Origin of the sequence: Vibrio sp. 10N.261.55.A7 (assembly GCF_002877365.1) — a bacterium.
Taxonomy (GTDB): Bacteria; Pseudomonadota; Gammaproteobacteria; order Enterobacterales; family Vibrionaceae; genus Vibrio.
Map to the genome: position 1 here is coordinate 1 of NZ_MCWZ01000146.1, position 16,007 is coordinate 16,007.

Below are 16,007 nucleotides of genomic sequence, written 5' to 3' on the forward strand. Positions count from 1 at the left end.
TTAATCACAAAGTGTAAATAAATAATTACACTCAGATAAGTTCTTATAATTAAAACACTTAGCGTATTTTTAGGGGACTTGATATGGCAGAAATTAGAGGGGAAAGTTTATTTTGAGTACAATTGTCTAATAATTACACTAAACTGCTCTAATTCTTAATGAAATAAGAAGAAAGAGCAGCCTTTGGTCAGGTTAATCTAGATAATGATCGAGCAACAAAGCGGCAAATAACACCATTAAATGGTAGATCGAAAACTTGAATGTTTGCATCGCTTGCGTCTTGTCTTGTGTAAACTTGAGCCTCCACGCAGAGTGTATAAAGCCTGCGCTTAATACGAGCGACATCGACAAGTAAATCATCCCACTCATGCCCACCAGCACTGGCAATAAACAGACTAAAGCAAGCAGAACCGTATAGAGAAGAATGGATGTTTTGGTGTATTCAACCCCATGCGTTACCGGCAACATAGGAATATCCGCACGGGCATAGTCCTCTTTACGGTGAATAGCCAACGCCCAAAAATGTGGTGGCGTCCAAATGAAAATGATCATAACCAACAGCCAGGCATTAGCATGCAGTTCGCCCGTAATAGCCGTCCAGCCGAGTAACGGCGGCATAGCACCGGCAATCCCTGCAATGACGATATTCTGTGGCGTCGCACGCTTTAGGTATAGCGTATAAACAACGGCGTAACCGATCAGGCTGGCGAACGTTAACCAAGCCGTCAACGCGTTCACCACAAAATAAAGCAGCGTGAAGCCTACGCTTCCGAGTATAAAAGCAAAAGCAAATACCCGTTCGGCTTTAATCTCACCCGATGGCAATGGCCTCTTATAAGTTCGCGCCATGATGGCGTCAATTCGTCTATCAATTAAATGGTTAAACGCGGCAGCCGAGCTTGCCATCAAACCAATACCAATAAGACCAAACAAGGTTCCTTGCCATGGCAGAGCGCCATTGGTGGATAAGCACATGCCGACAACAGCCGTTAGCAGCATAAGCGCTATCACTTTGGGTTTGGTTAACGTGAGGTACACTTTCCACTGTGAACGAGAATGTGCGTCAGCACTGATGGACGATCCAATGTCCAGTTGAGATTTGATCATTGTGTGCTCTCCTTGCCTAATGCAACTTCCCTATTTGGCTGCCAAAGTAAGAAATTGGCATGCAATACTGTGACCAGTAATAATGCGGCCCCCAGGTTATGTGCGACCGCAATTCCCAATGGCAAGTGAAGTAATACGTTACTCACACCAAGTGCGACTTGAAGTAACAGTGCGAAGATCATCCTCCACCCCGCGCCGTGTAATTGATGTTCCATACTATTGATACACTGCGTTGCCAAAGCCAGTACTGCCAACACGGTGACGATCGCACCTATTCGATGGGTGACGTGAATCGTCATTCGAGCGTCGTAATCCAACACCCCAAATTCATAATTTGTATGGCCTGTTTGCAAGAAATCAAATGCGACGGCAAAGTTCAGCTGAGACATCCAATCGCCTTCACAAATAGGTAGACGACTGCACATTAACGCGGCGTAATTTGAGGATGTCCACCCACCAAGGATCACCTGAAACACAACGACAATAAACGCAATAACGGCCAGTGTTCGTATCGAAGAGGGAATCGACAGGTGATCGATAGGCTCTCTCGACTGATTCAGTCGCCAAGACATGATGGACAAACAAGCCAGTATGGTAAAGCCGCCCAGTAAGTGCCCCATGACGATGATAGGCAACAGTTTGAGTGTGACGGTCCACATACCCAGAAGCGCTTGGAAAACAGTGACCGCCGATAGAAGTACGGGTAATGTTGGCCCCATCACTTTCTGCTTGATGCTCAGCGCACTGACCGCAAAAATTAAAAGCCCTAATGCTCCCGCGAGATAGCGGTGAATCATCTCCAACCAAGCTTTGTGCGGTTCAACAGCACGTTCTGGAAACGCCATGTTAGCTTTAGGAATATCCGCTTCACTCGGCACCGTTAATTGCCCGTAACAACCAGGCCAATCAGGACACCCTAACCCAGCATCGGAAAGGCGTGTATAAACACCCATCAAAATAACGAAAACCGACAGTACTAACGTCAACCTTACCAAAGTGACTAAATTCATAGACTCTCCCTGTCTAGGTATCGTGCTTATTCTTCTCTAACCGACTCGAGACAATTTTAATAACTTTCTAAAATCCGCCAACAGACCTTTACTTTGGCTGACCAAATCATCTTCTTTCTGCGCTTTTGGATAGCGCATCACTATCTGTCCTAATGGATCAACGATGACGTATTCAAAGCTACTCACATGCGCTACAAATTCGTCATTCACTGATATTTTTTGGTAGCTCAAAGCCCTCACGGCGTCAGCGTCACTATTGCTTGTGATCATGGCAACAGGCTCTACACGTTCTTTTTCTTTACCCAACGCGGTATGACTTTGACCGAGTAAATAGAGTTGTTTCTCGCAAAAGGCGTCACACACTTTAGGCACCACATAACCAAGCTGCCAGCTCTTCTTTTCGAGTGGGTTATCTAACCCCAGAGCTTGAAAATTCGTTGGAGGGTCAATCAATAATCCCTGATTGGTTACCCCTGATTCATACCATTCATTGTTTAGTATCAATTTTGCGCTTATCACTGGCATTGCAAAAACAAACACCAACGCAATCAGCAAAATTCGACCTCGCCAAACGGTATTTTTCATATCATATCCTTATGATTTATCTCTTTAATTTTTAGTTTAGTTGGTTCTTTAGAATTTGCGTTATGACGAATGAGCTTCAGCGCACGAATTAAGACATAGAGACACAAAGAAGCAAAAACAAATGCCATCGAAAACCATTGAACCGCATACCCAAAGTGTTTCGCAGAATACATAGGAAGTGGTTGCCAAGGCTGAGCGTACGGCCAACCGGGCATTTGAGGTTGGAAAGCATAAGATTCCAATTCAATGCCTAACCTTTTGGATAATTCTGGAATGTTAAGGTTCTGAATTCGGGGAGGGGACGTCTCTTCAAAGCCAAGCTCACGACTTAGTGGATTGGCCGATTTCTGGTAAACCCGACCAACAAACCGTTGAGGCTGTTCAACCCAATTAACCAAGGGCAGAATCGAGCGGTCGTTAGAGCCCGAGACAAAACCACGTTCGAGTAAAAAATGTCGCCCAATACCATCTGACACCACTTGATACGCCAAATACCCGACTTTTCCTTGATAAGTTTGGTTGTCTAATAATACAACGGTGTCAGTCTGCTCGGTCCCAACATCATTGGCATTAGGCCATGACTGGAATGGTTGAACATGAGTGACCACTCTGATTCCTGTCAATGCCGATTGATCGGATACCTTAGATAGCGCTTCCAATGAAATAGGCGCTTGTTGCTCTCTCTGTTTTAGAGCCTGCTCTATTTCAAACTTCACTTCTCCTCTAGAGAGTTGCCAAAAACCCAATTTGACCAATAGTGAAAAAACAACCACAGTTAATGACAGTCCAAGCCAAAATCGCATAGATTTCAACAGTATGCATATAGGAGCTATCATGGCATTGCTATTTAAAATCATATTGATCCTGCTGCTGCTCTTTATCATCTTTAACTTGGCTCGAGCGCTGGTCAAAATGGTGAAAGAGCCCTCAAGTGACAATGAAGAAAAACGCTCAATGAGTCATTATCTTGGGCGAAGGGTGATGTTTTCAGCTTTGGTTGTTATCTTACTTCTCATCGCCCTAACCAGCGGCCTCATTGAACCTAATGCACGCCCATATTAGTCGCTAATTTGAAAATAACGACTAAGACCGCGGCCTGCCGTCTTCGGCCTAGAGCACGTAAACGAAGACAAACAACGTCAACCAAACCACGTCCACGAAGTGCCAGTACCAACTCCCAGCTTGGAAAGCAAAATGATCGTTAGGGGTAAAGTGGTCTTTGGCTATTCTGAAAAGAAGTACAGCCAAAAAGCACGTCCCAAGGAAAACATGTAATCCATGAAACCCAGTCAATAAGAAGAAGGTGTTGCCATAGATACCCGATGAGAGCGTTAAGCCCATTTCATGGTAAGCATGACTATACTCAACCATTTGGTAGTACAAGAAAAAACCCGCCAACACGATGGTCAATTCAAGCCAAACAATCAATGCCATCCGCTTGTTTTTTTCAAGACTAACGTGGGCCATATGGAGAGTAATTGAAGAGAGCAAAAGTAGAATCGTGTTTATCAACGGAATACCCTGCCATGGCATAGCTTCTGTTGATTCACCACCGGGGGTGAGTTCCAGCGGCCAAAGGGCTTCAAATGTTGGCCATAGCACCTCATGCGTCATGAAATTATTACCAGCCCCACCAAGCCAAGGAACCGAGAGCATACGCGCATAAAACAGTGCGCCAAAAAACGCCCCAAAGAACATCACTTCTGAAAAAATGAACCAGCTCATTCCCTGACGAAAAGAGCGGGCAATTTGCTCTGAATATAAGCCAGACAATGACTCGTTCACTACACTGGTAAACCACCCCGCCAGTAACACCAAAAGAACAAGAAATCCGATCGCTAAAACAATGTTGCCAAACGTACTTCCCGCGCCACCGTCCTGCAAATGCTGTACCGTCAAACCCGCTCCAACGGCAACAAGAAATAGCGCAATGGCAGTAAGAATAGGCCAGCTACTTTGTGCAGGCACATAATAATGTTCATGTTTAGAACTCATGGTTTGCTCCTTGCAATACCTGATTCACCACCCAGCATAGCTAGGTTGTCGCTTTTTTTTGCAGCGTCAGTAATGTTATATAGCGAGTAGGAAAGAGTGAGGGTATGTATAGAATCGGGGATATCAGGTTCTATATAGAATATCAGCGGCATTTCTGCTTCAGCATTCCCGGCCAACGGCTGTTGATTAAAACAAAAGCACTCTATTTTATTAAAGTAGCTCGCGCCCAAGCCAGGAGAAACCGATGGCACCGCTTGCCCTATTAGCGCAGTGTCAGATTCATTGTGTGCGATATACGCGGTTTGAATCACTTGACCCGGATGCACATCCATCACCCGTTTTTCAGGCGTAAATTTCCATGGCATGCCCTGATTAATATGGGCCATAAACTCGACACGTACCGTTCGCGAAGTATCAGGCACCATGCCGGCGGGTTGCACAGCCGACACGGTATTCGTTTTGCCATTGATGCCTAACGCATCACACATGATGTCGTAGATTGGCACAAGCGCATACCCAAAACCGAACATCGCCACCGTCGCCGCCAAAAGCTTTAACGTCAGCTTTTTATGCGCCGGCTTGTTGGGCTGACTTGTCTCTAGATTGGGTTCCTGATTTGAATCCATCTTCATCAGCCCTCGGTTAGTCAACTTTCGGAGGCGTTGAGAAAGTATGGTAAGGCGCAGGACTGTCAACGGTCCACTCTAACCCCTCCGCTCTTTCCCATGGACGAGCCGGTGCTTTGGCTCCACCACGAATACATTTGACGACGACCCAAACAAAAATGAGTTGTGATAAACCAAATATAAATCCACCAATCGATACGATTTGATTCACATCGGCAAACTGAATGGCGTAGTCGGGAATACGCCTTGGCATGCCAGCCAGTCCGAGGAAGTGCATCGGGAAGAACAGAATGTTCACTGAAATGACCGAGCACCAGAAGTGCAGTTGTCCTAGCCGCTCGTCATACATATGACCCGTCCACTTAGGCAACCAATAATACGCCGCTGCCATGATGGAAAAAATAGCGCCAGACACCAAAACGTAGTGGAAGTGAGCCACCACAAAATAGGTATCGTGATATTGGAAATCCGCAGGCGCTATTGCCAACATCAACCCTGAGAAGCCACCAATCGTAAACAGAACAATAAAGGCAATGGAGAACAACATTGGCGTTTCAAACGTCAGTGCACCCTGCCACATGGTCGCCACCCAGTTGAATACTTTCACCCCTGTGGGGACGGCGATCAACATGGTGCAATACATAAAGAACAGTTCGGCAAAAACGGGCATGCCGGTTGTAAACATGTGGTGTGCCCAAACGAGGAATGACAACAAAGCGATACTGCACGTTGCATAAACCATTGAATGGTAACCAAAGAGTTTCTTACCACTGAACGCTGGAAGTATGGCGGAAACCACACCAAACGATGGCAAAATCATGATGTACACTTCGGGGTGGCCAAAGAACCAGAATATGTGCTGGAACATTACAGGGTCTCCTCCTCCCGCGGCATCAAAGAAGCTGGTGCCAAAGTACTTATCGGTCAATATCATAGTCACCGCCCCCGCGAGGACGGGCATCACCGCGATCAGCAAGAACGCAGTAATAAGCCAAGTCCAAACAAACAGTGGCATCTTGAACCATGTCATTCCAGGCGCTCGCATGTTCACTATGGTCACAATGACGTTGATCGCGCCCATGATCGAACTGATCCCCATAATATGTACTGAGAATACAAATAATGCGGTGCTATCAGGCCCGTAAGTCGTCGATAGCGGAGCGTAGAACGTCCAACCAAAGTTAGGGCCACCACCTTCAGTGAACAGGGAAGCGATCAGAATGAGGAATGCGAAAGGTAGAATCCAAAAGCTCAAATTATTCATTCTTGGAAGGGCCATATCTGGCGCACCAATCATCAAAGGTATCATCCAGTTAGCTAACCCAGTAAAGGCAGGCATTACGGCACCAAAAACCATGATTAAGCCATGAACCGTGGTCATTTGATTAAAGAAATCAGGCTCGACTAACTGTAATCCAGGCTGAAATAATTCCGCTCGGATAACCATGGCCATTGCGCCACCTGTAAAAAACATAATCAAACTGAACCAGAGGTAAAGTGTTCCTATGTCTTTGTGGTTGGTGGAATATACCCAACGGGCGAGACCCGAAGGGGCATGGTGATGGTCGTCATGATCAGCGTCATGTTCAGTGCCTTGAATACGGCCCAAATCGGCTTCAGATGCCGGAGCGGATTTTACTTCACTCTCTATAGACTTTTTCATTGCGCTGATTCCTTAGACTCTTGAGATTGAGTCGCCTTTTCCTTAAATGCATTGATATCAGAAGCTTGAATGGCATCGCCTGTATCATTACCCCAGGCATTTCTCTGATAGGTCACAACGGCTGCGAGTTCTTGCTCTGTTAACTGATTAGCAAAGGCTTGCATGGCCGTACCCGAACGGCCATTAACAACAATGTCGATGTGTTCATCAATATCACCCAATACGATTTTGCTCCCTTTAATCGCCGGGAACGCGCCAGTCACGCCCAAACCGCTCGCTTGGTGACACACCGCGCATCGCTCTGAATACACTTTTTCACCCTGAGCCATTAAATCGTCTAGCGACAAATTGGCCGAAAGCGCGGCTTGAGCTTCCTGTTTCGCAACGGCAAATTCCGCTTTCTTCTCTGCTAACCAAGCGTCGTATTTTTCTTCTTCCATGGCATGCACCACGATTGGCATGAAGCCATGGGCTCGCCCACACAACTCGGCACATTGCCCGCGATAGACCCCCGGTTTGTCAATTTTGGTCCAGGCCTCATTAATAAAGCCTGGAACCGTATCTTTTTTCACGGCAAAATCTGGCACCCACCAAGAGTGGATAACGTCATCTGAAGTCAGCAAAAATCGGATTTTTCGATTGATTGGCACAACAAGCGGATTGTCCACTTCCAATAGATAGTGGGCGCCTTTTTCTTCAATCCCTTCAATTTGTTTTGAAGAGGTGGTCAGCAGGCTAAAAAACTCGACGTCTTCACCAAAATAGCTGTAATGCCACTTCCACTGAGAGCCTGTAACTTTAACGGTGAGGTCGGATTGGGAGGTATCTTCCATTGCAATCAAGGTCTTGGTAGCAGGAATCGCCATCGCCACCAATATAATGACGGGAATCACCGTCCAAATAATTTCCACTTTGGTACTTTCATGGAAGTGAGCGGCAACAGCCCCTTTAGATTTTCGGTGGTTTATGATCGAATAGAACATCACACCAAAAACAACGACGGCTATGGCACAACAGATATAGAAAATCAGCATGTGCAGGTCATACACTTTCTGGCTGATTTCCGTTACACCTTGAGTCATGTTCATTGATGATTCGGCTAGCACGCTTGGCGCAATGCTAGTGAGCAATACCGCACTGCTCAGTTGCCATCCGATGGCTGATAGTCTTCTCAAAAGATCTCTCCTGTGCCCATTACATCAAAAGCGGCGAAGGCGGCCCTGATGCCCAATGCAAATAAGCGGTCGCTCATTAACATATAAATATGGAAAAATTACGTAGAAACAGCAATTTCGACACAATTTGTTATATTTATGTTAATGATGCTAGTAAGTGATTTATAAATGCGCAAGAAAGTGACAACAACAAAGTGCTAAAAGTCACTGTTCGTTCAAACAGGAAGAGAGATTGGTATTTGTCTATTTTATAGACACCTCATTTTTCAGAACTAGGCCCCCTTGTAGACAACCTCTATAAGCGAATCACCTTAATGATCAACTTGCCTAAATAAAAAATAGCTTTGATAGACAAACTGCAGACAAGGAATATCCCATGCTAGAGAGCGTGACCAAATGGTTAGAGCATGATCCTGACCCAAGAACCCGAGAAGAACTTCAATATCTCATCGATGAAAAAATGCACGAGGAGCTCGAAGACCGTTTTAAGACTCGGCTGACATTTGGCACCGCTGGGTTGAGAGGTAAGGTCGGCTGTGGCCCAAATCGAATGAACCGCTTAGTGGTGCAACAAACCGCAACCGGACTTGGCCACTATCTAGTCAACAAAATGAAAAAGGCAAACAGGCGAGGAGTGGTCATTGGGTATGACGGACGAAATGATTCAAAACAGTTTGCTCATGACTGCGCGTCTGTACTGACTGCATTAGGTATAAAGGTCTATTTGACGTCAAAAGAAGCGCCAACGCCTCTTGTCGCCTTTGGTGTATTACACCTGAATTGCGCCGCAGCGATTGTGATTACGGCAAGTCATAACCCGCCAGAATACAACGGGTTCAAAGTCTTTTGGGAGAATGGTGCTCAGATCATTCCCCCACACGACACGGGAATTGCACGAGAGATCAATGAAGCCGCTGGCAAACCCATTCCACTGATGTCACTTGACGATGCACACAAGCATCGGCTTTTAGAGTGGCTTGGCGAAAGTTATGAGCAAACCTACCAGCAACAGATCCTCAACCAAGACTTACTCGATTCAAAGGCCGATCCGTCTAGTATCACCATCGCCTATACTGCGTTGCATGGTGTCGGCGGGCCGCTGGCCATGTCGATGCTCAATCAAGCTGGTTTTCGAAACGTCATCTGCGTCAAAGAACAACACCAGCCAAATGGTGACTTTCCTGGTATAGATTTTCCAAACCCGGAAGAACAAGGTTCAATGGATAAGGTCATTGAACTCGCCGACTCTATCGACGCTGATATTGCCTGTGCGAATGACCCTGATGCCGATCGGTTCGCTGTCGCAGTAAGAACAAAACAAGGAGAATACAAAAAGCTATCAGGCGATCAGATTGGGTTGTTGTTTGCGGACTATCTGTTGCAACGCTTTAACGCAAACCGCGAGAATCGAGTGTTGAATCACCCGTCCTCTCCCATTGTTGGTAACACGATTGTTTCATCTCGAATTTTAGAGCAAGTTGCCGCTTATTACGGAGCTGAGTATTACCAAACCCTGACTGGATTCAAATGGTTGGCGAACATTGCAATGCAACACCCTCACTTTGAGAGCGATTACGTATTCTCTTATGAGGAGTCAATTGGCTACTGTATCGGATCGAATGTAAGAGATAAGGATGGACTTTCAGCCTTGGTGATCTTTTCTCAGCTCACCGCTCAACTGGTGGAGGAAGGGTCCAGTGTTTTGGAGAAGCTTGAATCACTCTATCGCCAATATGGTTATTATTTAACCGCCCAACAAAGCATACAATTGACGTCATCTGAAACATCCATCGCGACCACACTTCGTGATAACCCTCCTCAACAAATTGGCGGGCTGCAAGTGTTGGTGTACGAAGATTTACAACAATCACTTCGTTTTATAGAAGGTGGTGCGACACAAGTGCTTAACTTACCCAGTTCAGATGTGTTGGTCTATTACTTAGAGGAGAACATTCGAGTCATCGTTAGGCCTTCTGGCACTGAACCCAAGCTGAAGTGCTATTACGAAATCATCGAACCCATGACAGCGCAAGATGATTTCACTGCGATTGAGCATCAAGCACAGCAAGCAATGGACACACTGATCAGCGAACACCAAATCGGTCTCCTCGCTCTGAGTGAGCAGTAATCAGCAGTCAGCAGTCAGCAAGTTTGAAAATGAGTTAAAGTCAGCTGATTTAATAAATCTTGCACTAGGTGCTCAGGCGTTTTGTCGCTCGCGTCGACAATAAAGTCATAATCCATATCACGGTGGACCAGCGGGTATTCATATTCCGCTAACCCAATCGCTCTGTCGCCACGTTCTTTTTCACGCTTTTTCGCCACTTCAAGATTGCACTTCACCCCAACGACGCAATAAGTGTACGGTGCAATCAACGTCGTCAATTGTTGGAATTCACGATGATCAATCCAGGCGTTATCAATCACTAACTTCAAGCCAGAATTAAGAAGAGCAGGAACACATCGATGATAACCGTCAATCAGCTGCGCGTAATCGTAGCCTTGCCTCTCTATCGGATCACCTTTCATCATGGCTGCTAAGTCACTGGTTGGAAGCGAGTACAGAACAGAATCGATACTGAAGTTCAAATATTGATAAGGAAGGATTTCTTGAAGCTGTTTGGCAATACTCGTTTTACCACTACTGCCGGTTCCATTTAGAATAATAACGTCTGGAAGCATCATGTTTGCTCTGCAATGTGTGAGCGACCAGTATAACGAGTAACGCTGTGCTGTTGGGTGCAATGAAAGAGTCTTTAGAGTCAGAGCAAAATTATTCTTCCCTCAATAGTTCATTCTCGGTTACTCGGCTACCCACTCTATTTCTATTAAGGTTTTGTCCGCGCATTTTAAGCGAGCTAAAAAGGAATCGCCTTGATGCACTTCCCCAACCCCTTTCGGTGTCCCGGTCATTACCACATCGCCATCGCATAAGGTTGTGTAAGTTTTTAGCTCGGAAAGAATCATAGATGGCGAATAGATCATCTCTTTTACCCCTCCACACTGAACTCTCATCGAGTTAATAAAAAGCTCCATTTGCAGGTCGTGAAGATTGATATCTCGTATAGAAACAAAGCGGCTAAAGACAGCCGAAGCATCAAAGCTCTTCGCTCGCTCCCAGGGCAACCCTTTGTTTTTGAGTTGTGATTGCAGCGCCCGTTTAGTCAGATCTAGCCCAAGACCAACCGCATCAATTTGGCCTTTCTTGATGACGAAACAGATCTCCGTTTCATAGTGAATCGTCTCTGAATCGGATAACGACAAACCTCCACAGCGTGCCACGCTCGACAACAATCGATGGGTAATAGCACTATTGGGTTTATTGAACACCACCATTTCATCGGGGATGGCATTGTTTAATTCGTGGATATGCTCGAGGTAATTACGACCAATACAGATGATTTTGCTGGGTGTTGCCGTTGTTTTTTCATCTATACGTATTGAGTTCATCATTATCCCTTATGGTTTTTCGATCAGAGCAAAGAAAAGTGAGACAGAGATAATAGCGGAATTGATGACAATAAAGATGATAAAAGCATCAGTTTTAGCCACTTAAGTGCAAAACTAAGATCACCTCCTCAAAGTTCATCGCACACTTATTTCGATAAAAGCTCAGATCCCATCATTTTCTGACAGGCAATAAAAAACGCCTCCTATAAAGGAAGCGTTTTCGCTATCAGCGTAACATTAGATTGTTACGGGTTTCATTCCATTAAGCGAGAGGCTTATAGGTAGAAACGTGCACCGATAACCCATTTGTCGTCAGACTTGTAACCTTCTTCGCTCTTAAGATCGAATTGGTAACCAGTGTAACCTACGATGTTTGAAGCAAAGTTGTACTCAGCTTGTAGAGCCATCTCTTCGCCAGCAGTATCTTTTACGTTAGATACAGTATCTTTAGATTCAGCTGTTTCGTAGTTGATGCTGAAGTTTAGGCTGTTTTCTAGAGCGTAAGCAGCAATTACTTCGTAAGCAGTAATCTCTTCTTGCATTACTTTCTTGTCTTCGTTCAATGTGTAAACACCAGCTAGGTAAAGACCGTTGCCGTATGAACCGTAAGAAGCAGAAACAGTGTGAATGTCTAGAGAACCTTTAGAAGCGTTATTTGATACATCACCAGTGCTGTATGCGTAACCTACTGAAGCACCCATAACTTGGTATGACAATGTTGCTTGAACACGATCTTTGTATTCAGCGTAATCAACACCTTCTGTAGTACCTTGCCATGCAACACCGACGTTTAGTGCGCCAGCGTCAGCGAAATCAAAACCGTTACGGTAAGAAACCATGTTGTCTGCACGAGTTAGACCTGTTTTAGCAAAGTCATCACCAGCGTATAAGTAGTCATTGGCAAACGCGATAGGCATATCAGTCACACCAGCTACATCGTAGTAAGGTGCCCACTGAGTACCTACTACCGCACGACCTAGTTCTGCGTGAGTAAGACCAACGTAGCCAAGACGAGTTGTCATCGCGTTGCCACCGTTAGTTAGGTAGTTCAGTGCGTATTCGCCACGTGCGTCAACTTCAAAACCGTTACCTAGGTCTTGAGTTGCAGTGAAGTTGATACGTGGAGAGTTAGTACCTACTTCAGTGTTACCGTCGTTAAGGTCACCTTCTTCGCCACCACCTTGGTTGCCATTAAGGTTAACAGAAACGTGGCCGCCTACAGAGAACGTAGTACCGTCGTTGTTGTACAGTTCAACGGCAACAGCTTGAGTACCGAATGCAGAAGCAGCGATTGCTACAGCTAAAAGTTTTTTATTCATTTTAAAGTCCATATTTACGTTTGGTTTGTCCACTGACAACCCGATGCATCACTCTAATTAGTGGTGTTACACCTTGGTTAACAAGTGCATCGACTGTACCTAGCGATTCCGGAAAAGTTGCATAAAATGATGTAAAACAAAAAAAAGCACTTCTAAATAAATCTAATTACTGGAAAATCATAACCTTACGACGCACATCTCAAAGTCAGGAGAACTTGTGAAGCAGGTAACAACTTGAAACAAGCACACTGCATACGATCTAAGTCACATTTTTATATCCAACATATTCAACCAAAACCTCCATACACTCCAAACCATTTGAAATACGAATAACATACGCACCTTTAGATAAATAAATTTTGCATGGTGTTTTATTGGCTAACTCGTTGATTTGAGACAAGCGTGATATCGCTTCAGTTTTTTTGACCGCTAGATTCCGTCACTGCGCTCACTCAACCGCTTAAATCATCACCCAATTCATACAAATGTCATTAAGAACAAATTTTGTACATTTAAATCAACGACATAAAACTGTCACCATAGGGAAATCAAACTGTAATTTTCTTACATTAACTTACTCATCAACCAAGCACTTACTTGCAAAGTCGCAAGACAAGTTATTAAGACGAGCAATGATAGCTCTCAATTTTATAAGGTAATTAAGATGAAAAAAGCAGTAGTCGCGTCAGCAGTTCTTTCTGCACTGGTATCGGGTTCAGCGCTAGCAGCGAACGTATACAGCGCAGATGGCACAGAGCTTTCCATCGGCGGTCGCGCTGAATTCCGTGGTGACTTCGGCGCCGAAGATAGTGGCAAGGAAATCGACGGTACAATGCTCAACAAGACTCGCTTTCGTTTAAACGTAAGTGGTTCTTCTGAAATTACAGACACACTATCTGGGTTTGGTACTTTCGAAGCCGAACAACGTTTGGAATCAACGTCTGATCAAAGTCGAAATGATGATTTCAGACAGCGTTACATGTTTGTTGGCCTAAAAGGCGAACTTGGCGCGTTCTCAGTAGGTCGTCAAAATACAGCTGGCGTTCAGATATCTGACATGTCTGATATTTCTACTTTTAGTGGTGATCAAAAAGCATTCATCAATGCAGGCAACGAGCAAATTAACAACACTTTCTTATATGGCTACAAGAACGATGCTGTAAGCGTACAAGGAAGTTTCATAGCAGGGACTGACAAAAATACTGATGGAATGGGTGTTTCAGGTATTTACTCTCTACCTATTGGATTAGATTTAGGTCTCGGTTACGCAGCGGGTGATAATGGCGAAGGCGCAGGTTCTTCGAACCAAATTATCGGTGGTGCAAGTTATACCTTAGACGCTCTTTATCTTGCTGCGACTTACACGATGGGTGAGTTCGATGATAAAACGAAAGAAGAGTTCACAGGGCTTGAACTTGCTGGTCAATATAAGCTAACTAGCCAATTCCGCTTAATTGCTGCGTACCAAAAGCAAGATACGAAAGATAAAGTTTCAAACTCTAAAGAAACGACAAGCGATTTCTTCGAGCTTACTGGTCGCTATGATTTCAACAAATCAATCCGTACATATGCTTCTTACAAGCTGAACAACTTAGACAACAAAGACACGAGCTACAACGCTGACGCAAAAGATACTATTCGTTTAGGTCTACGCTACGATTTCTAATCTGCTCAGTCGCTTACAATCTTGATGAATCGTCCAATATTAAGATTGCCTCATACTTGCCGAGCTAATGCTCGGCATTTTTTGTTCATGTTCACTAAACTCCCCTCCCCCTTTTAACAGCAACGCTTCAGGTATTACCTCACCCACGGTCATGTATAATATTTTATGTTTTTTTATGAAATTTTTATCTATTCTTTCCGTTCTAATATCCATAACACAAGCCAATTGGATAAGATTATGACAGCACCTATAAAAATAACACTGTATCGTTGGGGCGGAAGCTGGGGACCATTCAAGGTCAACATTCCATGTGGTGAGTGCACCTTAACCAAAGACATCCTAAAAGATACCTTCGAAACGGAATTAAACGGTGTGCCAATTGAGCTAGAAGTTAAGGATTGGTTATCTCACTGGTGGGAACCACTCAAGTATGGCGCATGGCACGCTCCGATACTGGTTGTCGAAGGGAAAGTGATCAGCCAGGGCGAAGCGCTTAACCGAGGTGTGCTTGTTCAATCTGTTATCCAAGAATGGGTAAAGCGCGATACGCTCAAAGGCAATATTGTTTACGGCAAAGCCACCTGTCCATTTTGTGTTAAGGCAAAACAGCTACTGGAAGACGCAGGGGTTGAATATCGCTATTATGATGTTGTTAAAGACAGCGCCGCACTGTACCGAATGATACCTGAAGTGAAAGCGATTATTGGTGAGAAAACACCGGTGACTGTGCCGCAGATATGGTTAGATGGTCAATACATTGGTGGTGCAGACAACCTAGAGGCGTGGTTGAAGCAGAACAATCTCAACAGCATTCCAGATAATGTCGTCTCAATGGACAACAATCAAACCTCGGTTGGGTAGCTTATTATCCGCATTAAATAGACGATAAAAGTACACCGAGCCTTTTAATCAAAGTGCTGAAAAAGCCCCTTAACGACAATGAAATCCGTTAAGGGGCTCTATTTTTTTCAGAACGTTCGTTAATGTTTATGAACGTTTGGGCTGGCGGTAGGTTTTGCCTGCGGCTTGATACGTCTCTTTTTGCTTCATACCAAACTGCGCATCAAAGAACCAAGCAACAAACTTGATTAAGTCGTCACCTTCATTCATGACATGCTCAACAAATTCCTCATCCTCACCAGCATCGTTTTTCTCGACAGTCACATGATAAACACGAGATTCGCCTTCTACTTCTGCTAACGCGAACTGCCCAGTAAGAGAAGCGGCGACTTCCGCAACCTCACTATTCTCATTCGCTTTTAATACTTCCAGCGCTTGAGGCAGGCTATCTAACTGACACAGACTTTTTACTAACGTCTCAAATTCACTATGTTCCATTGGGTTTTACTCGTTCAGGCGTAATGTATGGTGGGCATTGTATAACGTGAGTACATCGAGCTCAATTGCCCGT

The 16,007-nt window shown here is 44.8% G+C and carries 16 protein-coding genes; 4 read left to right on the forward strand and 12 right to left on the reverse strand.

Going from position 1 to position 16,007, the window contains the following annotated elements; translation table 11 throughout:
• Positions 1–192: 192 nt before the first annotated feature.
• The 4 genes from cyoE to BCU12_RS09055 are packed head-to-tail and all read right to left on the reverse strand — an operon-like array spanning position 193 to position 3,505.
• On the reverse strand, positions 193–1,107 hold the full coding sequence (gene cyoE, locus BCU12_RS09040) for a heme o synthase (protein ID WP_102403999.1): 915 nt from the start codon (positions 1,105–1,107) through the stop codon (positions 193–195).
• Positions 1,104–2,117, reverse strand: a complete 1,014-nt coding sequence (locus BCU12_RS09045; RefSeq protein WP_102404000.1) for a COX15/CtaA family protein — start codon at positions 2,115–2,117, stop codon at positions 1,104–1,106. The genes cyoE and BCU12_RS09045 overlap by 4 nt, the downstream gene beginning before the upstream one ends.
• A 36-nt stretch (positions 2,118–2,153) precedes the next feature.
• Entirely contained in the window at positions 2,154–2,702 is a 549-nt protein-coding gene (locus tag BCU12_RS09050; RefSeq protein ID WP_102404001.1) for a hypothetical protein, read from the reverse strand.
• Positions 2,699–3,505, reverse strand: a complete 807-nt coding sequence (locus BCU12_RS09055; RefSeq protein ID WP_241909787.1) for an SURF1 family protein — start codon at positions 3,503–3,505, stop codon at positions 2,699–2,701. Before BCU12_RS09055 ends, BCU12_RS09050 begins: the two co-directional genes overlap by 4 nt.
• A 31-nt stretch (positions 3,506–3,536) precedes the next feature.
• Between BCU12_RS09055 and BCU12_RS09060 the strand changes: the two genes are divergently transcribed.
• Positions 3,537–3,764 carry a DUF2909 family protein gene (locus BCU12_RS09060; RefSeq protein ID WP_102404002.1) on the forward strand — a complete coding sequence of 76 codons (228 nt, stop codon included), beginning with the start codon at positions 3,537–3,539 and terminating at the stop codon, positions 3,762–3,764.
• 48 nt (positions 3,765–3,812) lie between these two features.
• Here the strand turns inward: BCU12_RS09060 and BCU12_RS09065 are convergent, their stop codons facing one another.
• Genes BCU12_RS09065 through coxB form a run of 4 tightly spaced genes read right to left on the reverse strand, consistent with a single transcriptional unit; the run spans position 3,813 to position 8,131 of the window.
• A complete protein-coding gene (locus tag BCU12_RS09065; protein WP_102404003.1) occupies positions 3,813–4,697 on the reverse strand; it encodes a cytochrome c oxidase subunit 3 in 885 nt (294 codons plus the stop codon).
• A complete protein-coding gene (locus BCU12_RS09070) occupies positions 4,694–5,323 on the reverse strand; it encodes a cytochrome c oxidase assembly protein (RefSeq protein WP_102404004.1) in 630 nt (209 codons plus the stop codon). The genes BCU12_RS09065 and BCU12_RS09070 overlap by 4 nt, the downstream gene beginning before the upstream one ends.
• Before the next feature lie 16 nt (positions 5,324–5,339).
• The gene (gene ctaD / locus BCU12_RS09075) at positions 5,340–6,986 is read right to left on the reverse strand and encodes a cytochrome c oxidase subunit I (protein WP_102404005.1); all 1,647 of its coding nucleotides are present in this window, start codon (positions 6,984–6,986) and stop codon (positions 5,340–5,342) included.
• On the reverse strand, positions 6,983–8,131 hold the full coding sequence (gene coxB, locus BCU12_RS09080; RefSeq protein ID WP_241909789.1) for a cytochrome c oxidase subunit II: 1,149 nt from the start codon (positions 8,129–8,131) through the stop codon (positions 6,983–6,985). Before coxB ends, ctaD begins: the two co-directional genes overlap by 4 nt.
• Positions 8,132–8,537: 406 nt before the next feature.
• Between coxB and BCU12_RS09085 the strand changes: the two genes are divergently transcribed.
• Complete coding sequence (locus BCU12_RS09085; protein WP_102404007.1) at positions 8,538–10,289, forward strand: phospho-sugar mutase; 1,752 nt, start codon at positions 8,538–8,540, stop codon at positions 10,287–10,289.
• A 14-nt stretch (positions 10,290–10,303) separates the two neighbouring features.
• On the opposite strand, the gene BCU12_RS09090 is transcribed toward BCU12_RS09085, so the two are convergent.
• The 3 genes from BCU12_RS09090 to BCU12_RS09100 all read right to left on the reverse strand — a co-directional run bounded on the left by BCU12_RS09090 (position 10,304) and on the right by BCU12_RS09100 (position 12,930).
• A complete protein-coding gene (locus tag BCU12_RS09090; protein WP_241909788.1) occupies positions 10,304–10,846 on the reverse strand; it encodes an AAA family ATPase in 543 nt (180 codons plus the stop codon).
• Positions 10,847–10,963: 117 nt separating this feature from the next.
• Positions 10,964–11,611: a fumarylacetoacetate hydrolase family protein gene (locus tag BCU12_RS09095; RefSeq protein WP_102404008.1), complete on the reverse strand. Its 648-nt coding sequence runs from the start codon at positions 11,609–11,611 to the stop codon at positions 10,964–10,966.
• A gap of 275 nt (positions 11,612–11,886) precedes the next feature.
• A complete protein-coding gene (locus BCU12_RS09100) occupies positions 11,887–12,930 on the reverse strand; it encodes a porin (protein WP_102404009.1) in 1,044 nt (347 codons plus the stop codon).
• A 664-nt stretch (positions 12,931–13,594) separates the two neighbouring features.
• On the opposite strand from BCU12_RS09100, the gene BCU12_RS09105 reads away from it, so the two are divergent.
• Together BCU12_RS09105 and BCU12_RS09110 are read left to right on the forward strand one after the other, a co-directional pair.
• Positions 13,595–14,596: a porin gene (locus BCU12_RS09105; RefSeq protein ID WP_102404010.1), complete on the forward strand. Its 1,002-nt coding sequence runs from the start codon at positions 13,595–13,597 to the stop codon at positions 14,594–14,596.
• A 237-nt stretch (positions 14,597–14,833) separates the two neighbouring features.
• Complete coding sequence (locus tag BCU12_RS09110) at positions 14,834–15,457, forward strand: glutaredoxin (RefSeq protein ID WP_102404011.1); 624 nt, start codon at positions 14,834–14,836, stop codon at positions 15,455–15,457.
• A 126-nt stretch (positions 15,458–15,583) separates the two neighbouring features.
• Here the strand turns inward: BCU12_RS09110 and BCU12_RS09115 are convergent, their stop codons facing one another.
• Positions 15,584–15,934 (reverse strand): hypothetical protein, encoded by a 351-nt coding sequence (locus BCU12_RS09115; protein WP_102404012.1) that lies wholly within the window; start codon positions 15,932–15,934, stop codon positions 15,584–15,586.
• Between the last annotated feature and the right edge of the window lie 73 nt (positions 15,935–16,007).